The sequence below is a fragment of the Pseudomonas sp. NPDC090233 genome (assembly GCF_044772285.1).
GTDB lineage: Bacteria > Pseudomonadota > Gammaproteobacteria > Pseudomonadales > Pseudomonadaceae > Aquipseudomonas.
Window position 1 is genome coordinate 547,219 of sequence record NZ_JBIVYQ010000003.1, and the last position, 19,006, is coordinate 566,224.

General features: G+C 62.1%; 21 protein-coding genes and 1 riboswitch. Of the genes, 8 read left to right on the forward strand and 13 right to left on the reverse strand.

What is annotated here, in order from left to right; translation table 11 throughout:
• Positions 1-43: 43 nt before the first annotated feature.
• A complete protein-coding gene (locus ACIQUF_RS10585) occupies positions 44-997 on the forward strand; it encodes an HBL/NHE enterotoxin family protein (RefSeq protein ID WP_403131200.1) in 954 nt (317 codons plus the stop codon).
• A 69-nt stretch (positions 998-1,066) separates the two neighbouring features.
• On the opposite strand, the gene ACIQUF_RS10590 is transcribed toward ACIQUF_RS10585, so the two are convergent.
• From ACIQUF_RS10590 to ACIQUF_RS10600, 3 genes are all read right to left on the reverse strand, one after another.
• Positions 1,067-2,431, reverse strand: a complete 1,365-nt coding sequence (locus ACIQUF_RS10590; RefSeq protein ID WP_403131202.1) for a DUF1329 domain-containing protein — start codon at positions 2,429-2,431, stop codon at positions 1,067-1,069.
• A gap of 25 nt (positions 2,432-2,456) precedes the next feature.
• Positions 2,457-4,343 (reverse strand): DUF1302 domain-containing protein, encoded by a 1,887-nt coding sequence (locus ACIQUF_RS10595; RefSeq protein ID WP_403131204.1) that lies wholly within the window; start codon positions 4,341-4,343, stop codon positions 2,457-2,459.
• Positions 4,344-4,674: 331 nt separating this feature from the next.
• Positions 4,675-6,357, reverse strand: a complete 1,683-nt coding sequence (locus tag ACIQUF_RS10600; protein WP_403131206.1) for a fatty acid--CoA ligase — start codon at positions 6,355-6,357, stop codon at positions 4,675-4,677.
• 161 nt (positions 6,358-6,518) lie between these two features.
• Here ACIQUF_RS10600 and ACIQUF_RS10605 point away from each other — a divergent pair, with 161 nt between their 5' ends.
• The 3 genes from ACIQUF_RS10605 (at position 6,519) to ACIQUF_RS10615 (ending at position 9,381) form a co-directional block, all read left to right on the forward strand.
• On the forward strand, positions 6,519-7,484 hold the full coding sequence (locus ACIQUF_RS10605; RefSeq protein WP_403131208.1) for a 2-hydroxyacid dehydrogenase: 966 nt from the start codon (positions 6,519-6,521) through the stop codon (positions 7,482-7,484).
• Positions 7,485-7,537: 53 nt separating this feature from the next.
• The gene (locus ACIQUF_RS10610; protein WP_403131209.1) at positions 7,538-8,536 is read left to right on the forward strand and encodes a methyltransferase; all 999 of its coding nucleotides are present in this window, start codon (positions 7,538-7,540) and stop codon (positions 8,534-8,536) included.
• A gap of 39 nt (positions 8,537-8,575) precedes the next feature.
• Positions 8,576-8,708, forward strand: a riboswitch (yybP-ykoY riboswitch).
• 91 nt (positions 8,709-8,799) lie between these two features.
• The gene (locus ACIQUF_RS10615) at positions 8,800-9,381 is read left to right on the forward strand and encodes a TMEM165/GDT1 family protein (RefSeq protein WP_403131404.1); all 582 of its coding nucleotides are present in this window, start codon (positions 8,800-8,802) and stop codon (positions 9,379-9,381) included.
• Positions 9,382-9,416: 35 nt separating this feature from the next.
• Here the strand turns inward: ACIQUF_RS10615 and ACIQUF_RS10620 are convergent, their stop codons facing one another.
• The 4 genes from ACIQUF_RS10620 to ACIQUF_RS10635 form a co-directional block, all read right to left on the reverse strand.
• On the reverse strand, positions 9,417-10,232 hold the full coding sequence (locus ACIQUF_RS10620) for a M48 family metallopeptidase (RefSeq protein ID WP_400797755.1): 816 nt from the start codon (positions 10,230-10,232) through the stop codon (positions 9,417-9,419).
• Positions 10,233-10,329: 97 nt separating this feature from the next.
• The gene (locus ACIQUF_RS10625; protein ID WP_403131211.1) at positions 10,330-10,950 is read right to left on the reverse strand and encodes an SOS response-associated peptidase; all 621 of its coding nucleotides are present in this window, start codon (positions 10,948-10,950) and stop codon (positions 10,330-10,332) included.
• Positions 10,951-10,965: 15 nt separating this feature from the next.
• Positions 10,966-11,226 carry a putative signal transducing protein gene (locus ACIQUF_RS10630; protein ID WP_403131213.1) on the reverse strand — a complete coding sequence of 87 codons (261 nt, stop codon included), beginning with the start codon at positions 11,224-11,226 and terminating at the stop codon, positions 10,966-10,968.
• The gene (locus ACIQUF_RS10635) at positions 11,226-11,408 is read right to left on the reverse strand and encodes a CPXCG motif-containing cysteine-rich protein (RefSeq protein WP_010225771.1); all 183 of its coding nucleotides are present in this window, start codon (positions 11,406-11,408) and stop codon (positions 11,226-11,228) included. The genes ACIQUF_RS10630 and ACIQUF_RS10635 overlap by 1 nt, the downstream gene beginning before the upstream one ends.
• Before the next feature lie 121 nt (positions 11,409-11,529).
• Here ACIQUF_RS10635 and ACIQUF_RS10640 point away from each other — a divergent pair, with 121 nt between their 5' ends.
• Positions 11,530-12,699 carry a 1-acyl-sn-glycerol-3-phosphate acyltransferase gene (locus ACIQUF_RS10640; RefSeq protein WP_403131214.1) on the forward strand — a complete coding sequence of 390 codons (1,170 nt, stop codon included), beginning with the start codon at positions 11,530-11,532 and terminating at the stop codon, positions 12,697-12,699.
• Between the two features lie 32 nt (positions 12,700-12,731).
• Here ACIQUF_RS10640 and ACIQUF_RS10645 read toward each other — a convergent pair whose 3' ends face one another.
• Together ACIQUF_RS10645 and ACIQUF_RS10650 are read right to left on the reverse strand one after the other, a co-directional pair.
• A complete protein-coding gene (locus ACIQUF_RS10645; protein ID WP_400797767.1) occupies positions 12,732-12,992 on the reverse strand; it encodes a hypothetical protein in 261 nt (86 codons plus the stop codon).
• Between the two features lie 170 nt (positions 12,993-13,162).
• Entirely contained in the window at positions 13,163-13,747 is a 585-nt protein-coding gene (locus ACIQUF_RS10650; RefSeq protein ID WP_400797773.1) for a YajG family lipoprotein, read from the reverse strand.
• 145 nt (positions 13,748-13,892) lie between these two features.
• Here ACIQUF_RS10650 and ACIQUF_RS10655 point away from each other — a divergent pair, with 145 nt between their 5' ends.
• Both ACIQUF_RS10655 and mqo read left to right on the forward strand, forming a co-directional pair.
• Complete coding sequence (locus tag ACIQUF_RS10655) at positions 13,893-14,126, forward strand: hypothetical protein (RefSeq protein WP_403131217.1); 234 nt, start codon at positions 13,893-13,895, stop codon at positions 14,124-14,126.
• A gap of 602 nt (positions 14,127-14,728) precedes the next feature.
• Positions 14,729-16,234, forward strand: a complete 1,506-nt coding sequence (mqo, locus tag ACIQUF_RS10660; RefSeq protein WP_403131218.1) for a malate dehydrogenase (quinone) — start codon at positions 14,729-14,731, stop codon at positions 16,232-16,234.
• A 54-nt stretch (positions 16,235-16,288) separates the two neighbouring features.
• On the opposite strand, the gene ACIQUF_RS10665 is transcribed toward mqo, so the two are convergent.
• The 4 genes from ACIQUF_RS10665 to ACIQUF_RS10680 all read right to left on the reverse strand — a co-directional run bounded on the left by ACIQUF_RS10665 (position 16,289) and on the right by ACIQUF_RS10680 (position 18,205).
• On the reverse strand, positions 16,289-16,579 hold the full coding sequence (locus ACIQUF_RS10665; protein WP_403131220.1) for a PA4642 family protein: 291 nt from the start codon (positions 16,577-16,579) through the stop codon (positions 16,289-16,291).
• A 68-nt stretch (positions 16,580-16,647) separates the two neighbouring features.
• Positions 16,648-17,118, reverse strand: coding sequence for a hypothetical protein (locus ACIQUF_RS10670; RefSeq protein WP_403131222.1), 471 nt, complete (start codon positions 17,116-17,118; stop codon positions 16,648-16,650).
• A gap of 53 nt (positions 17,119-17,171) precedes the next feature.
• Positions 17,172-17,645, reverse strand: coding sequence for a WbuC family cupin fold metalloprotein (locus tag ACIQUF_RS10675; protein ID WP_403131226.1), 474 nt, complete (start codon positions 17,643-17,645; stop codon positions 17,172-17,174).
• A 2-nt stretch (positions 17,646-17,647) separates the two neighbouring features.
• The gene (locus ACIQUF_RS10680) at positions 17,648-18,205 is read right to left on the reverse strand and encodes a hypoxanthine-guanine phosphoribosyltransferase (RefSeq protein WP_400797790.1); all 558 of its coding nucleotides are present in this window, start codon (positions 18,203-18,205) and stop codon (positions 17,648-17,650) included.
• Between the two features lie 160 nt (positions 18,206-18,365).
• Here ACIQUF_RS10680 and upp point away from each other — a divergent pair, with 160 nt between their 5' ends.
• Positions 18,366-19,004 carry a uracil phosphoribosyltransferase gene (upp, locus tag ACIQUF_RS10685; RefSeq protein WP_110994785.1) on the forward strand — a complete coding sequence of 213 codons (639 nt, stop codon included), beginning with the start codon at positions 18,366-18,368 and terminating at the stop codon, positions 19,002-19,004.
• Positions 19,005-19,006: the final 2 nt, after the last annotated feature.

Sequence of the window (19,006 nt, forward strand, 5' to 3'; positions counted from 1 at the left end):
GCGCGCTCCTCCCTGCCTTCATTTGTTTCACGAGGGGAACGACATGACTCTGATGCAACGTTTCGACAGCGCTACGCTGTCGGCTTTCAGTGTGCCTGCGATTGTGCATGGCACCTTGGCCGTCAGCAGCCTGCTCACACCGCTGGACCAACTGTCCGCCAGCATCAGCCAGATGCCTGGGCTGAACTACGCAGGCGTGCCCGGCCTGGCGCAGCACATCATTCAGCTCAAACAACTGGCGGCAGCCTGGCCCACGCAATACCGGCCACCCCTACTGGCCGCCATGCAGCAGTTGCAGGGGTTTGGCGATAATTTCATCAACCGTGAAGCGCCTGTGTTACGCCAGCTGTTCCAAGCCATGAACAACGGTGATGCGCAGGCCCGTCAGCAAGCCGTGACCCAAGTGGCCGCGCTTGAACAGCAACTGGCCGGTCCGACGTTCAGCCTCAATGCCGTCACCCAGGGGCTTGGCCAATACCTTGCGCAGTTGCACAGCACCTCGGCCGATCTCAACGGTGATGCCACGCAGATAAGCCAGCGCCTTGAGACTGATCGCAACCAATCGGCGGTGCTCGCCCAGCAGATCGCCGACCTGCAATCCCAGCTCGATGCCGCACGCGATCGTGCCAAGTGGTACTGGCTGATGGGGCCGCTCGGGGCTCTGCTCGCCCGCGAAATCGATTCGCTGGTATCCAACATCAGCGGAGTCACCGACCAACTGAACCGCATTCGCGCCGACCAGACCGCGAACGCGCAGGAGGCGGCGTACTTGCAGGCTTTGTTACCGGCATTGTCCAGCTACCTGGCAGCTGTCGATCAGATGGGTGCAGGCGTCAACGCGACGCTCGCCGGCACCCAGGCGCTGCAAAGCCAGTTGCAGCAACTGCAGCAAGCAATCAGTTCGTCCGCTGTATCTGGCGCATTTGCCAGTGCACAACTGGACGCCGCCGTCGCCGACTGGCAAGACGTCCAGGCAAACATCGGCAGGCTTTCCTAGCCTGTGCAACGCAAACGCCCCGGCAAGCCGGGGCGTTCTGGGAGATCACACGGAGTTATGCACTAGCGATTAACGAATACCCGACTGACGCAGCGCTGCCGGCTGGAAGTCGGCCTTGCTGGCCGTGAAGCCGAAGTCGTAGGACTTTTTCTCCTCGTTCTTCATCCCCAGCGCCAGGTAGCGGCCCGACTGCAGGTCATAGATGGCTTCCAGGGTGTACCACGGCACCTGCTTGTTGTAGTAATCCTGAGCATGTGCCTCGGAGACGCGCCACAGCTGGTTGCGGCCATCGTACTGGTCGATCACCGCAGCCTGCCAGGTGTCCTCGTCGATGTAGAAGTCACGCTTGGCGTAGATGTGGCGTTGGCCAGGCTTGAGCGTGGCGACCACATGCCAGACCCGACGCAGCTCGTAACGGGCCAGGTCCTGGTTGATATGCCCAGCCTTGATGATGTCGCCGTACTTGAGCTTCGGATCGTCGAGCTTGTAGGCGTTGGAGGCGATGTACATCTCCTTCTTGCCCTCGAGCTTCCAGTCATAGCGGTCCGGCGCACCGTTGTACATGTCCAGGTTGTCCGAAGTACGCAGGCCGTCGGCGGCGGTGCCTGGGCCGTCGTACGACACTTGCGGTGCCTGGCGCACGCGGCGCTGGCCGGCGTTGTAGATCCACGCCTTGCGCGGCTCCTTCACCTGGTCGAGGGTCTCATGCACCAGCAGCACGGTCCCGGCCAGGCGTGCAGGCGCGGTCACTTCCTGTTTGAAGTAGAACAGGATGTTGCCAGGGTTGCTCGGGTCGTAGTCCTTCATCTTGTCGCGGAAGACGAACTGGTCCGAGAAGTACACCAGACTGAATGAGCCGTTCTGCTGTGGCGTGGCCTGGGTCACCAGGCGGCTGACGCTGCCGCCGCGGTAACGGGTGATGTGGTTCCAGATGACTTCAAGGCCGCTTTTCGGGATCGGGAACGGGATCGCGGTCTGGAAGTTGTTCAGGCCGTTGCCGCCTTCGACCAGCGTGGTCGCAGTGGCGTTTTTCTTGATGGCAGCGAACACATCATCCGGCACGGTGGCGCCACGGTGGGTTTTGTACACCGGGATCTTGAAGGTGTCCGGGTAGCGTTTGAGCATCGCCACCTGGCCCGGTGAGAGCTTGTCCTTGTACTGGTCGACGTTCTGCGCGGTGATGGTGAACAGCGGTTTCTCGCTGCCATAAGGGTCGGAGAGGAAGCCCCGGGCATCGGCTGTGCCGGCCGTGGTCGACAGCGGTTGCCACGGGCCGATGGACCCATCGGCGTTACCGGCCTTTTCCGCGCCCATCGGGGTCAGGGTGCTGCCAAGCTTGGCCGCTTCGTCGGCGGAAACCGCAGCCATGACGCTGGTCGCCAGCAGGGACAGGCCCAGTACACCGGCTTGCAGCAGACTTCTGGTCTTGTTCATGTCGTCTCGTCCTGGATCTGTGTGCTTAGAAGTTCACGCCGAAGCTGAGGGCGACGAAGTCGCGGTCATCCACGGTGCTGTACTTGCCGTCGAAGAAGTTGGTGTACGACAGGCTCGCGGTGTAGGTGTTCTGGTATTCGGCGTCCAGGCCCAGGCTGACTGCCTTGCGGCCTTCCTCGAAGTTGCCGCCAGGGCCTGGCGAGTAGCCGGACACGTCATGCGACCAGGCCACGTTGGGCTTGAGGTTGACCCCGGCGAACACGTCGTTGTAGTCCCAGATGACCCGGGCGCGATAACCCCAGGAGGTGCTGGTGGTGTAGCCGTCGTTTTCGCACTTGCGGTTCAGGTTGGTGGTCGAGGCACCGGCCCCGGCGCCAGCGATGGTGCTGGCATTGAGCGCCTGGCAAGTGTCGGCGCCACCGGTGGCTGGCAGCGGGCCAGGGCCGAATACCGGGTCGCGGCCGTAGCGGGTTTCATGCGCGCTTTCCAGGCCACCGACATGGGTCACGCCCACTTCACCCACTACGGTCATGCGGCTGGCGCCCATCACCTGATCGAAGAAGTGCGTCAGGGTGGTCTGGAACTGGGTGATTTCCTTGCGGCGATAACCGTGCAGGTCCTCACCAGGGGTGCCGGTCAGCAGCGAGGCGTTGCTCAGTGCGCCACCAATCGGACGCACGCCGGCGAACAGGATGTCGGTGGTGTTCAACTGCACCGGGGCATTCGGCCGGTAGCTGATTTCACCACTCCACGCGGTGCCGGTGGGCAACGTGGTGGAGAAGCTCAGGCCATACAGGCGGATGTCTTCTGGGTATTCGACGAAGTACTTGGAGTTGCCTGCCACGATCAGTGGTGCCAGGGCACGCAGCTGCGGCGGCAGCTGGCTCAGGCCGGCAAACACCGACGGCGCGGCGCCGGTGGCGCTGAAGATCGGGGCGCGGCTGTGGTAGTTCATGAAGTAGGCGCCGAATTCGGTGTCCAGCGGTTCGAACATGTAGCGCATGGCCACGCCGAACTGGCCACTGTCACGGGCGTCGCGGTCGGCGCCACGGGCCACCATCACGCCTTCTTCGTTGATGTTCACGCCACGGGTGGCAAGGAAGCCCTGGGCCGCTGCTGGCACCGTGCGGCTGCTGTTGAGCACGCGCAGGTTGTCGGTACAGCCATCGGCAATGATGTCGGGCTGCGAGAAGAAGGTGCCGCAGTTGTCGACGACGGTCTGGTCCCACTCGATCTGGTAGAAGGCTTCGGCCGACAGGTTATCGGTGAGGCTCTGCGAGATGTAGAACATGTTGACCGGGATCAGGCCTTCCTTGATCTCGGCACCAGGGCGGCGGAAGGCGGCCACGTCGATCGGGTTGATCGAGTTGATGCCGCCGCCGATGAAGGTACTTTCACCCCAGCTGACCACCTGCTTGCCGAAGCGTACCGAGCCTGGCTGATCGCCGATCGAGTAGTTGTGGTACACGAAGGCGTCGAGCAGTTGGGCTCCGGAGGACTTGGCGCCTTCCTTGCGGCCGGAGTCGCTGATGTCCTTGAACTCGCGGCTTTCGTCCTTCAGCTCGAAGTCGTACCAGTACTTGCCACGCACGAATACGCCGGTGTCGCCGTACTTCAACTCAAGGTCATGGATGCCCTTGAAGATTTTCGAGAAGGTTTCACCTTTCTTGAAGTTGAGGTGACCATCGTCGGAGGTTTGCGACAGGCCCTTGCCGCCGTTGTTGACCCCGATGAGGTTCTTGTTCGGGTTGGCGGTCGACCAGCTGGCACCGACAGAGAGCGACGAATCGAACTGGCCTTCGATTTCCCCGATGTTGAAACTGACCGCGAAAGCAGGACTTGCGAGCGTGGAAGCAAGGCTGACGGCCAAGGGCAACTTGGCCCGACGCCAGAACGGGTGTGCAGATTTCATCGACGCTACTCCATGTACTTTTTTGTTATGGCAGTGAGTCCTTTCAAGAACGGCCCGAAAGACCGGTATGCGGGTTTTCACCCGCGACGACACGTGTTGCGCGTGTCGCCTTCCCCCATTCCTGAAAATCCCCTGGCCCCGACTATAGCCAGCAGACTTAGGTGCTTGATCCCTCTAAAGTGTGATTTGCACACTGGCCGCCAATTCGCCCCGGCGTGGTCCCGGGTAGCGCGTTGGCAAGGCAGAAGCATGGCGCATTTTTGCCGTTTGGCAAGGCGCCGACCGCTCTGGCCTGCGGGTCGTGTTCCGAGGGTCACGACCCGCAGCGCGGTTACAGCGTGGAAAGAAACGCACTGTTACTGGCTTGCCATTGAACGATGTCCTGGCGGATACGCTTCTTGTCGAGTTTTCCTACGCTGGTCTTGGGAATTTCTGTAACAACGGCGATCTGGCTGGGAATTGCCCACTTGTTGATGTGGCCTTCTTCGACAAAAGGCTTGAGGTGTTCCTTGAGCGCCTTGGCATCGACCACCTGCTCTTCGCGCACCACCAGCAGGGCAAACGGACGCTCGCCCCACTGCGGGTCGGCGACACCCACCACGGCCACTTCGCGCACGGCGGGGTGGCGACTGATCAGGTCCTCCAGATCGAGAGAAGAAATCCACTCGCCACCGGTCTTGATCACATCCTTGATGCGGTCGCGGATATCGATGTAACCCATCCCGTCGAGGGTGGCGACATCACCGGTGTGCAGCCAGCCGCCTTGCCAGAGCTCCTCGCTTTTTTCCGGTTCCTTGAAGTAGCCCATGGTCAGCCAGGGCGCACGCAGCACCAGCTCGCCCTGGGTTTCGCCGTCGGCCGGGAGGAAATTGCCCTCGCCATCGACGATCGCCGCCTCCACCAACGGCACCGGCACACCGGCCTTGATGCGGTAGGTCACCCGTTCGTCCTCGCTGCCGGCCTGCAGTTCGTCGTTCAGGTGCGCGGCCGAGATCAGCGGGCAGGTCTCGGACATGCCATACGCGGCAGTCAGCTGAATGCCACGGGCCAGCGCGGCTTGATAGAGCGAGCGGTTGAGTGCGCTGCCGCCGATGATGATCTTCCAGCCGCCAAAGTCCTGGCCCTGGGAGCTTGGGCAGTTGAGCAGCATCTGCAGGATGGTCGGTACGCAGTGCGAGAAGGTGACTTTTTCTTCGCGCCACAGCTTGATCAGCATGTCCGGCTCGTAGCGCCCCGGGTACACCTGCTTCATGCCGAGCATGGTGGCGGCATACGGGATGCCCCAGGCATGCACGTGGAACATCGGCGTGATCGGCATGTACACATCATTGCTGCCGAGCAGGCGCACACTGTCGATGCTACCGGTCACCGAAGCCTCGGCCAGGGTGTGCAGCACCAGCTGGCGGTGGGTGAAGTAGACGCCCTTGGGGTTACCCGTGGTGCCGGTGGTGTAGAAGGTGGTGGCCACCGAGTTCTCGTCGAAGTCGGGGAAGTCGTAATGCGGGCTGGCCGCCGCCAGCAGCTGTTCGTACTCGCCCACCAGGTTCGGCAGCTCGGCGGTCTTGTCCGGGCCATCGGTCAGTAGCACGGTCTTGTCGACCGTGGTCAGTTGCCCGGCGATGGCCTGGTAGAGCCCTACGAAGTCGCTGTTGACCAGCACGAAGCGGTCTTCGGCGTGGTTCATGGTGTAGAGGATCTGTTCGGGTGACAGGCGCACGTTGATGGTGTGCACCACCGCGCCGATCATCGGGATGGCGAACATGCATTCCAGGTAGCGGTGGCTGTCCCAATCCATCACGGCCACGGTGTCACCGGCCTTGACCCCGGCTTCGGTCAGCACATTGGCCAGGCGCGCGATGCGCTCGTTGAGCTGTGGATAAGTCAGCCGCAACTGGTCGCGGTAGACGATCTCGCGGGTCTTTTCGTAGCGGCTGCCGGACATCAGCAGGCGTTTGATCAACAGAGGGAAGCTGTAGGCGCCCTCGGCGGGCTTGATGATGCGGGTCTGCAACATGGGTATCCCTTATCTGGAAAGCGAGCCGAACAAGTCTGGGGTCTACTGTAGTTTGCCAATGTGACGGTCAAATCAGCCGAAGGAATGATTTGGCTATGCAAGGTATGAGTGGCATTGTTCGGTGGATGGATCATCCCTGCCCTGCCAACGGAGCCCTACTGATGCCCAGCCCGCGTCGCGCCGTGTTTCTCGATCACCAATCCCTGGACTTGGGTGACCTTGACCTATCTCCGCTGCGAAGCCAGTTCGATGAATTCGTGCTGTTCGATGCCACACGCCCTGACCAGGTGGCCGATCGCTTGCAGGATGCCGTGGCGGTGGTCAGCAACAAGGTCATGCTCGACGCCGAGGCCCTGGCGGCCAACCCACAGCTCAAGCTGATCCTGGTGGCCGCCACCGGCACCAACAATGTCGATTTGGCAGCCGCCCGCGCCCAAGGCATCACCGTCTGCAACTGCCAGGGCTACGGCACGCCGTCGGTAGCCCAGCACACCCTTGCCTTGCTACTGGCCCTGGCCACGCGCCTGTGCGACTACAACCAGGCAGTGGCCCACGGCCAATGGGCCAAGGCCAGCCAGTTCTGTCTGCTGGACTTCCCCATCGTTGAACTGGAGGGCAAGACCCTCGGCCTGCTTGGTCATGGCGAACTCGGCGGCGCCGTCGCGCGTCTGGCCGAAGCCTTCGGCATGCGCGTGCTGAGCGGGCAGATCCCCGGGCGCCCTGCGCGTGACGATCGCCTGCCGCTGGAGGAGTTGCTGCCACAGGTCGACGCCCTGACCTTGCATTGCCCGCTCAACGAGCACACTCGGCACATGATCGGTGCCCGCGAACTGGCGCTGCTCAAGCCCGGTGCGCTGGTGGTCAACACCGCTCGCGGCGGATTGATCGACGAACAGGCCCTGGCCGACACACTGCGTAACGGCCACCTCGGCGGCGCCGCGACCGATGTGCTCAGCGTCGAGCCACCGGTCCATGGCAACCCTCTGCTGGCCCCGGATATTCCGCGCCTGATCATCACCCCGCACAGTGCCTGGGGCGCCGTGGAGTCGCGCCAGCGCATCGTCGGCCAGCTCAGCGAAAACGCCCAGGCCTTCTTCGCCGGCCAGCCACGCCGCGTGGTCAGCTGAGCGGTAAGGCTGGCTCTGCTACACTGCGCGACTTTTTTCAGGAGGCGTCGTCCATGGACCCGCGCAGTGAAGTTTTGCTCCGCCAGGCGGACCTGTTCCAGGGTCCGCTGCTGATTGCCGGCGCCCCCGCCGACGACCTGCTCGGCCAACTGCCCCACGCCCATGGCTGGACCTGGCATGCCGGTGACCAGGCCATGCTCGACGGCCGCTTTGCCGGGCGCAGCCATTATGGCGTCGAGGTCCCGCCGGTCGCGTTCGATGCGGCGGTACTGTTCCTGCCTAAGTCGCGAGAACTGGCGGCCTACCTGCTCAATGCCGTGGCTTCGCGCCTGGCCGGCCGCGAACTGTATCTGGTTGGCGAAAAACGCGGCGGCATCGAAGGCGCGGCCAAGCAGCTGCAAGCCTTTGGCAAGCCGCGCAAGCTGGACAGCGCGCGGCATTGCCAGTTGTGGCAGGTCACCGTGAACAACGCGCCTGCAGCCAAACCGCTGGAAAGCCTGGCCGAACGCTTCGAGCTCGACCTTGAAGACGGCCCGTTGCAGGTCGTCAGCCTGCCTGGAGTATTCAGCCATGGCCGCCTCGACCGCGGTACGGCACTGCTGCTCAAGCACCTGGACAATCTGCCGGTCGGCCACGTGCTGGACTTCGGCTGCGGGGCTGGGGTACTGGGGGCCACGGTCAAGCGCCGTTATCCACAGAGCCAGGTCACCCTGCTGGACGTGGACGCCTTTGCCGTGGCCGCCAGCCGTCTGACCCTGGCAGCGAATAATCTTGAAGGAAACGTCATCAGTGGCGACGGGATCGATGCCGCGCCCGGCGACCTGAGCTTGATCCTGAGCAACCCGCCGTTTCACACCGGGGTGCACACCAATTACCAGGCATCGGAAAACTTGTTGAAAAAATCAGGCCAACATCTGCGAAAAGGTGGCGAAATGCGCTTGGTTGCCAACAGCTTCCTGCGTTATCAGCCCTTGATCGAAGGGGCACTTGGCAACTGCCAGACCTGTGCCGAGGCCGATGGCTTTCGCATCTATCGGGCAACACGCGGATAAAAACAGGGCTTGCCGAAAGCGTTTCGGCTAGGCAGAATCCGCTCCGTCCTAGGGGAGTAGTCTCCCGCAAGCGCCCAGCTTGCCCGGCACGCGTCAACACACTTGGCCCACAGGCCATGGCGCGTGCGACCCAGCTCTGATGAGCAAGATCCGCACAGACGGATCCAGGGTTTGACAAGACCTATGACACGCACACCTTACCCGGGGCGGGAAGGCTGTACGTGTCATAGCCGTGTCGACCCGCCCCCGTAGGAACCCTGATGCTGGAATCTCTGCTGGTCCCCACCGCGATCGTCGCCCTTGCTGAAATCGGCGACAAGACGCAACTGCTCGCACTCATTCTGGCTGCACGCTTTCGCAAGCCCTGGCCGATCATCGCCGGCATCGTCGCCGCCACTTTGGCCAACCATGCCGCTGCGGGTGCCGTGGGCGCCTGGGTCGGCGGGTTCTTCAGCGAGACCATGCTGCACTGGATCCTCGCCGCGAGCTTCACCGCCACGGCCCTGTGGACCCTGGTGCCGGACAAGATGGATGACGATGAAAACCCCGCGCGCCGCTTCGGCCCGTTCCTGACCACGCTGATCGCGTTCTTCCTGGCCGAGATCGGTGACAAGACCCAGGTAGCCACGGTGATGCTGGCCGCCCAGTACCCGCACCTGATCATGGTCATCATCGGCACCACCCTGGGCATGCTGATCGCCAACGTGCCGGTGGTACTGGCGGGCAACTTCGCCGCAGACAAACTGCCGCTGACGCTGATTCGCCGCCTGGCGGCGGCTGCGTTCATTGTACTGGCGCTCGTCGCCGTCTATTCGGCGATGAAAACCAGTGGCTGGGTGGGGTAAATGTGACGGGGCCGCTCTGCGGCCCCTGATTTTGATTACTTCTTGGCTGCCTGATACAGCGGCATCACCTTCGGAATCGCCGCCTGCAACGAGGCAATCCGGCTTTCGGACGCCGGGTGAGTACTCATGAACTCGGGCGGCGCGCCCTCGGAAGCCTTGCTCATCTTGTTCCACAAGGTAATCGCGGCATTCGGGTCATAACCGGCACGTGCCGACAGTTCCAGGCCGATCAGGTCGGCTTCGTTCTCATTGGCGCGGCTGTTGGGCAGGGTCATGGCGTAGTTCACCACCTGGTCGGCCAAAGCGATGCTGCTCTGGCCAAGGCCAAACAATGCCCCCGCACCCTGGCGGGCCATTTCCACACCATAGGCCTTGGACATGGCTTCACGGCTGTGTTCACGCAGGGCGTGGGCGATTTCGTGGCCTACTACCGCAGCAATTTCGGCGTCGGTGAGCTTGAGCTGGTCGATCAGGCCGGTGTAGACGATGATCTTGCCACCCGGGCCGCAGTTGGCGTTGAGCTCGTCGCTCTTGATGACGTTGACTTCCCACTGCCATTGCGCGGCATCCGGGCGAAACTTCGGCGCCTGGGCGATCAGCCGGTCGGCGATGACCTGCACGCGCTTGGCATCGGCGCTGGACTTGTCCAGCACGCCCTTGCTCGACGCCTCGCCAAGGGTTTGCTGATAAGACTGGGCGTACATCTGGTTGACCTCATCGGTCGAGAGCATGCTGAACATGTACTGCTTGCGCTCGACGCCGACAGCACCGCCGCTGGTGGTATTCACCGCCTGGCAGCCTGCCAGCAAGATGCCAGCGCTCAATAGGCTGACGACAAAAGACTTACGCATGAAAACACTCCCTTTTTACATGCGCCGTATCCTAGGCCGAGTCGCCTGTTACCTGCCATAGCCGCAGGGAAGATTTCTTTACCGTTTTATCAACACATCACACCGGCGTCAGGCACTCTGGCGCATCCAGCTTGGGATCATTGACGAAATTCGCCAGCGCCCGCTCGCGCAGCGTGGCCGGGGGGCTGGCCAACAGTTCGTGCAAGCGCGGCAGCGGCGTTTCAGGGTCCAGCCATGCGGCCTGCCCCGTCTCATCGAGGATCAACGGCCGGCGTTGATTCATCGCAGCCTGGGTCACGACCGCGCAGCTCAGCCACACCTGGTCCTGCACCGGGTAGGCTTCCCACACGGCGGCAAAATACAGCGATGACCCCTCCCCCGGCGTCAGCCAATAGGGCCGCTTGCGCACCGTGCCGCGCCACTCATAAAAGCCGTTGGCCGGCATCAGGCAGCGGCGCAGGCGCAACGCTTCGCGAAACATCGGCTGCTCGGCCAGGGTCTCGGCACGGGCATGGGCCGGGGTGCGGGAAAGGTCGGTGAGCCAGGCCGGGGTCAGCCCCCAACGGGCCTTGGCCAGTTGCATCCGGCCATCGAGTTGACGCTGGATCAGCACAGAAGCACCGGGCGAAATATTCCATTGCGCCGGCTGGCCGGTCGGAAAGCCTGGCAGGCTTGTCAGCTCCTGGGGCCAGCGAAACAGGGCGTAGCGTCCACACATGGGCGAAATCAAAACCTAGCAGATCAAGGTACCGGGATAACTCTCCGGTTCGTCGCCGGCAAGCGGCTGGGCACCATTGTACGCATCGATCAGCTGCCGTGCGTAACCGGCCTGCTCATCGGCCACGGCGAGGCCGAGCAGACCTTGCACCGGCAACTCGCCAACGCCGCCCATCAGGTCGCGGCCGACCAGGTGCACGTCGATGCCCTCACTGGCCAGCATGCCGATCAGCATTTGTGCTTCGAGCAGGTTTTCCGGATCGTAGATTCGTTGCATCAGTCGTTCTCACCGTACACATCGAGCATCCATTCCTCGCCATGAACCTGCAGCACGAAGCGGATAGGCTTACAGCACACCTGGCAGTCTTCGATGTACTCTTGGTCGCCTCCGGACAGGTCCACCGTTGTCTCGACTTCTTCACCACAATAGGGGCAATCGTAGATCGCAGTTTCCAGCATCGCGGCCTCCGGGGTGACTTGTGCGTATAATTGCCGGTCTGTTTACAGGGCCTGTGTGTGTCCGAGCCGTTTTTCTGACCCCGACCCTATCTATTACCCTAGCCGTTTCCAACAAGAGAGCATGATGGGCGAATTCGATGCCATCCGACCGTACGACGACGCTGAGGTCCCTGCCGTTCTGGCACGCCTGCTCAGCGACCCGGCATTCCTCGATATCCTCACCCACTTCCGCTTCCCGCGCGCTGCCGGCACCTTCGGCTGGCTGCTCAAGCCGCTGATCGCCCGGCGCCTGCGCAAGGAATTCGCCGGTGTCACCTGCGTTTCCACCCTGCAGGACAAGGTCGAGTATTACGTCGACCAGACCATCGACCGGGCCACCGACGGCGTCACCTACACCGGCGTCGAGCAGCTCAAGTCCGGTACCGCCTACCTGTTTTTGGCCAACCACCGCGACATCGTCATGGACCCGGCCTTCGTCAACTACGCGGTGTACCACGCAGGCCTGCCGACGCCGCGCATCGCCATTGGCGACAACCTGCTGCAAAAACCCTTCGTCAGCGACATGATGCGCCTGAACAAGAGCTTCATCGTGCACCGCTCGCTGAGCGGTCGTCGTGAAAAGCTCGCGGCCTATCAGTTGCTTTCGGCCTACATCAACCACTCCATTCGCAACGACAGCGCCTCGATCTGGATTGCCCAGGCCGAAGGCCGCGCCAAGGATGGGGATGATCGCACCGATTCGGCGATCCTCAAGATGTTCCACATGAGCCGCAAGGACGAGCCGTTCGGCGCGGTGATCCAGGGCCTCAACCTCACGCCGGTATCGATCAGCTACGAATACGACCCCTGCGACCAGGCCAAGGCGCGCGAGCTGTACATCCGCGCCACCACCGGCACCTACAAGAAGGCGCCGGGGGAGGACGACAACAGCATCGCCAAGGGGATCACCGGCTACAAAGGCCGCGTGCACATCAACTTCGCGCCGCCAGTAACCGAGTTCTTTGAGGACACCAAGCAACTGGCGCAGGAAATCGACCGCCAGATCCTCGGTGGCTACCGGCTGTTCCCGGTGCACTACCTGGCCTATGCGATGTGGGGCGAGAAGGACGAGGCCCTGCAGGTGCCAAGCGCCGAGAAGGTGTTCCCGGCCGAAGAGCTGGCCAAGGCCAAGGAAGAATGGCAGCGCCGCCTGGACGCCTGCCCTGAAGAGCAGCGCCCGTACCTGGTGTTGCAGTACGCGACGCCGGTGCGCAACCAGTATCAGGTCAAGCAGCAGGCGCCGGTTGCCTGATCATGCGGGGCCGCATTGCGGCCCCTCACCGTTCAGATCCAGGTACTGAACCAGGACAGCAGCAACGCCATCGCCAGGCAGGAAAAACCAAGGATGTAGTAGTAGCGCGGCACCCGCTGGTCGAACGCATCCACTACGCCTTCGTCCATTGCCAGGCTTTCACGGCTGATGGCCTCACGACGCCGTGCGCTGTGCACCAGCAGCCCGCCTGGGCAGGTCATCAGCAATGCCAGCAGATTGATCAGCTTGGTCGGGTGGGCGGCCAGGAACCCCCAGAGCACTTGCAAGGACATTACGCAACCTCGGTTTAACGACAGCGAAGGCCGGCATTCTACCGAAGACCGCCCTTGGCGCTCGGATTTGGCGACCAAGTGTCACTGAATTTCATAAAGGCCGGCACGGCCAATAAAAAACCCGCTGCCTAACACCAGGCAGCGGGTTTTCTTTTACCCAGGCGAATCGTTTATTCGCCCAGTACCTGGCCGATGGTCGGATCCTTGAACAGGCGGGTCAGGGCATCGCTCAACACGTCGCTGACCAGCTTGGTATTGGTTTCCTGGTTCGGCGCCATGCCGAAACGCTGGTCCAGCGAAGCGCCGTAGCGGCCGCTGTAACGGCGGTTGGCGTTCGATACATCAGCACGGAACGTGGCGCCGATCGTGGCTTCGGTCACGTACATGTTGTCCTTGGGCGACTGGTACTTCAGTTCGGCCAGGGTCACGGTCAACTGCGGCGCGTTGTAGGCGTTGGGCGTCGGGGTGAAGCCCAGCAGTCGTACGGCGGCTTCGGCCTGGGCCTGCACTTTGGGCACGATATCGTTGCCGCTGACGCTAATGGTGCTGGTCTCGGGGTACATGCCACCACGAGTGCCCAGCGACTGCGAAGCCCGACCGTCGACAACCTTGACCACCACCGGCTGACCATGACCGACCGGGGCGAGCTGGGCGTTGAGCTTGGGTTGCGGGCTGAGTTGTTGCGGGCTGTGGGCACAACCGACCAGGCTCAGGCTGGCCACGGCAAGCAAACCGAACAACAAACGTTGCAACATGCGCGTTTCTCCAGAAAAGGCGGCAAAGGCCAGCAGTATACCTAGCCAGGCATGCACCAGTCATCGGCCTCGCCCTGCTGTCACAATCGTTTCATGGCCGCACCGTTATCCTTGCGCCAAGCCCTAACGCACAGGACTCACTGCCATGGCCTCGCTCTGGACCCTGCTTTTCCAACGCCCGCGCCACACTGCCTATGCCCGCCTCGATAGCGACGGCAACTGCCTGGCCTTCAAGCAATGCAGCCTGCCACCTGCCGGCGGCGGCTGGGTGCAGGTCGAGGAAATCCAGCTCGGTTGGCTGGGCCGCCCGCTGCCCTCCAGCGCCCGGGTTTGCACCCACGCAAACCACCATTGGCAGCGCCGCACCCTGCCGGCCTGACAAACGCTGCAATAAAAAGCACGAATAACGACCTTTCTGCCCGCGACATCGCTATAATCTCCCCCCGATTATAAGGACGTCTCCTGATCGGGCCCCGCATTTGCCGTTTGACCCCGGCACCTTCACCGCTTCGCCCACAGAGAGCCTTCCACTCAGGTCTTGCATCGGCTGTCGTGCCTGCTTTTCCGGCCCTTCGCACTGCATGAACCTGCGGGTTGCCATCGCGCAGTCCCCTTTTGAGGTTCACGTCTCCAAAAGAGCGTGAAAAAACGGTTTTCACTACTTCACAAGAGTGTGGCGAGCAAATGAACAGTCTGGCATGTGCAAAAGCGGCAGATGTGTCCCGAACAGCCCTGAACAGGCGGCTAAAGCGCTCAGTTTCCATGAGCATCTGAGGTCGTTCCATAGCGCACGCACGACACCTTGACCATAAGTCGAATTGCCGCACCCAGGGCAATCGGGGTTCAATATCGCAACCCGAAGACTGATTGGCGGTGTCCGCGGAAGTGGCAAGAACTGCGAAGAGTCGGACATGGCGATCCTGGCACCCCAGGATTCTCATGCTGTCAATTAGGTAGCTGTAGATTGTGGAGACGCGTTAAATGGCGCAGAACGAATCGGTTGATGTAGTACTGGTAGGCGCGGGCATCATGAGTGCCACCCTGGCCGTACTGCTCAAGGAGCTCGACCCGACCCTCAAGCTGGAGGTCGTCGAGGCGATGGACTCCGGGGCCGCGGAAAGCTCCAACCCCTGGAACAACGCAGGCACCGGCCACGCCGGCCTGTGCGAGCTGAACTACACGCCCCAGGCCGCCGATGGCAGCATCGACATCAAGAAGGCCGTGCACATCAACACCCAGTTCGAGGTTTCGCGCCAGTTCTGGGCGTACCTGTGCAAGAAGAGCAATTTCGGCTCGGCCCGTGCTTTCATCAACCCTGTCCCACACCTGAGCTATGTCGAAGGTGAAAAGGGTGTTTCCTTCCTCAAAAAGCGTTTCGAGCTGCTCAAGCAGCACCACGCCTTCGCCGAGATGGAATACACCGAAGACAAGGCGGTGATGAACGACTGGATGCCGCTGATGATGCCTGGCCGCCCAGCCGACCAGCAGATCGCCGCCACCCGAGTGAGCAAAGGCACCGACGTCAACTTCGGCGCCTTGACCAACAAGCTGCTCAAGCTGTTGGGCGATTCGCCGGACGCGCAGGTCAAGTACAGCAAGAAAGTCGTCGGCCTGCGCCGTAACGGCACTGGCTGGACCGTCAGCATCAAGGACGTCAACAGCGGCGGTAGCCGTGAAGTCGACGCCCGTTTCGTCTTCCTCGGCGCCGGCGGCGCGGCCCTGCCGCTGCTGCAGGTGTCCGGCATCCCGGAAAGCAAAGGCTTTGGCGGGTTCCCGGTGAGCGGCCAGTGGCTGCGTTGCGACAACCCGGAAATCGTCAAGCAGCACCAGGCCAAGGTCTACAGCCAGGCCGCCGTCGGCGCACCGCCGATGTCGGTACCGCACCTCGACACCCGTGTGGTGGACGGCAAGACCTCGCTGCTGTTCGGCCCGTACGCCGGCTTCACCACGAAGTTCCTCAAGCATGGCTCGTTGATGGACCTGCCGCTGTCGGTGCGCATGGGCAACATCGGCCCGATGCTGGCCGTGGCCCGCGACAACATGGACCTGACCAAGTACCTGGTCAGCGAAGTGATGCAGTCGATGGAACAGCGCCTCGAAGCACTGCGCCGCTTCTACCCGCAGGCCAAAGCCGAAGACTGGCGCCTGGAAGTGGCAGGTCAGCGCGTGCAGATCATCAAGAAAGACCCGAAGAAAGGCGGCATCCTACAGTTCGGCACCGAGCTGGTCTCGGCCCAGGACGGCAGCCTGGCTGCACTGCTAGGCGCCTCGCCGGGCGCTTCGGTGACCGTGTCGATCATGCTCGAGTTGATCGAACGCTGCTTCCCTGAGCAAGCCAAGGGTGCCTGGGCCGCCAAGCTCAAGGAAATCTTCCCGGCCCGCGAGAAGACCCTGGCCACCGACGCAGCCCTGTACCACAAGATCAGTGCCGACAACGATGCGGCATTGGAGCTGGTGGAAGACAGCCCGGCCAAGCATTACGCCTGAACCGGCTGAAACGAAAAAACGCCCCTCGGGGCGTTTTTTTGTGCCTGCTGAACGTCAGCCGCGGGCGTTATCGATGATCTCGATGTACTCCGGGGCCGTGCGCTGGTCGGCGATTTGCTCGACGAAGGTCTTGCCGTGCTCATCCTTGCCATCGAGGTCATAGCCCGCCTCGACGAAGAAGCCGACAAAGCGCTCGAAGTCGTCCACGCGCAGGCCGCGGTAGGCCTTGACCAGCTTGTGCAGCGACGGCGAGGTCACACCATCGGCCGGCTCGAACTGGAGGAACGTCTTGATGTAGTCGTCGCTGATTTCGTCACCAATCACCTGCTTCTTGTCTTTACGCATTGCCGGCTCCAACTGGACCATCACGGGATTTCGAAGGCCGGCAGTTTACCCTTCACAGCCGGCGCGCCTCAACGCGTACGTACCGTCCCGGTGTGCAGGTCGGCCCAGATGTGGCCGTTGGCGTAGGTCAAAAACTGTACATAGACCGTCTCGTTGCGCAGCAGGTCCATCACCACGCGGTAATCACTGACCGGGTAATTCAGGCTCAGGATACGGGTCTTGTCGTCGTACAGCGGTTTCTTCAGGCTCTTGCCAGCTTCGCCGTCGAAAGTGAGCAGCACCTGGGCGACGGTCGCACCTTTACTCAGCGGCTTGCCTTTGAGGCGCACCTGCAAAGCGCGGGTAATCGGGATCGGCTGTTGGTCGGACTGGCGCTGGGCCGCAACCACCACCGAATAATCGGTGACCTGCAACAGTTGCTGAGCAGTCGGCGCTTCCTGGCGCAGTGCCTGGTCATCGGGCGGGAGAAACTGGCTGTGCAGCGGTGCTGCGGCGAGCGGCAGGCTGACTGCCAGCAGCAGAGGGAAAATCGCACGCATGTGAGGCTCCTTGGCATGAAGGAGCACTCTAGCATGAGCAACTGGCGCAGCTATCAATCGAACTGTGCGAGCATCCAGGCCTGGTACTCGGCGACACCCGCTTCGCCTTCGCGCGGCGCCCAATGCGCATGTTCGCCCTCGGCCAGCGGCCGGTAGGGCCCCGCCTTGCACTCGAACAGAATGCTGTCTGCCTCCAGCACGACCAGGGAGTGATAGATGCCCGGCGGCAGGTCGACGCCAAGACAGTCACCCCCCGCTTCAAGAACACGCTTGCCGGTCACGCGCCCCTGCTCATCGAACATCAAGATGCCCAGGCGGCCCTTGAGCGCCAACAAGGTCTCGGCCTTGTCGTCGCTCAGGTGACGGTGCGGTGCGATATAGGTTTCAGGCTGCAAGCCCACTGCCAGGCGGTGACAAGGGTCTTCCATCGCATGGAAATTGTGATGGTGGCGCCCACGTGCGGAGCCAGCGGCTTTTTCCGCCAGCTCGGCAAACAGCGATTGGTCGATGAAAGCAGGCTGGCTCATGATCAAAGTCCCTTGACGGCGAAGATACCGTTCGCGTTGCGCCAGTACCCTTTATAGTCCATGCCGTAACCGAAGATGTAGCGATCGATGCAGGGCAGGCCGACATAGCTGGCCTTGAGGTCCGGGCTGGCTTTGCGGTCGTGGTCCTTGTCGATCAGCACGGCGGTATGCACCGAGCGGGCACCGGCATGTTTGCAGAACTCGATGATGGCGCTGAGGGTATGGCCCTCGTCGAGGATGTCGTCGACGATCAGCACGTCACGGTCGATGAACGACACTTCCGGCTTGGCCTTCCAGAACAGTTCGCCGCCGCTGGTCTGGTTGCGGTAGCGAGTGGCGTGCAGGTACGAGGCCTCCAGCGGGAACTGCAGGTGGGTCAGCAGTTTGCCGGCGAAGATCAGTCCGCCGTTCATCACGCAGAACACCACCGGGTTCTTGTCGTGCAGATCCTGACAGATCTGCTGGCCGACCTTGGCAATGGCCGCTTCGACTTCGGCTTCGTTGTACAGGCAGTCTGCCTCGCGCATGACTTGACGGATGTGCTCGAGATCAGCGGACATGGCGCTCTCCAGGGGGCATTTTGGAAAAGCGGGCAAAGGTACGCATCCGCTCGTCACAGATCAAGCATTTATGGACTAACGTGCAAAAGGACTGCACGACAGCAAAGGCTGAATAGATTAATCTAGCGCGGTTTTTTTGCCCGCCTTTCGGAGCCCCCCTATGCCCACTCGTGAGATCCGCCACCCGCTGATCCGCCACAAGCTCGGCCTGATGCGCCGTGCTGACATCAGCACCAAGAATTTTCGCGAACTCGCCCAGGAAGTCGGCGCGCTGTTGACCTACGAAGCCACCCAGGACCTGCCACTCGAAACCTACGAGATCGATGGCTGGTGTGGCAAGGTACAAGTTGAAAAAATCGCCGGCAAGAAGATCACCGTGGTGCCGATCCTGCGCGCCGGTATCGGCATGCTCGACGGCGTGCTCAGCCTGATCCCGGGCGCCAAGGTCAGCGCCGTGGGCGTCGCCCGCAACGAGGAAACCCTCGAAGCGCACACCTACCTGGAAAAGCTCGCGCCGGACATCAACCAGCGCCTGGCCCTGATCATCGACCCGATGCTGGCCACTGGCGGCTCGATGGTCGCCACCATCGACCTGCTGAAAAAGGCCGGCTGCAAGGAAATCCGTGCGATGGTCCTGGTTGCCGCGCCTGAAGGCATCGAAGTGGTGGAAAAAGCCCACCCGGACGTGAAGATCTACACCGCCTCGATCGACCAGCGTCTCAACGAGCACGGCTACATCGTGCCGGGCCTGGGCGATGCCGGTGACAAGATCTTCGGCACCAAGCAGAAGGACGCCTGACC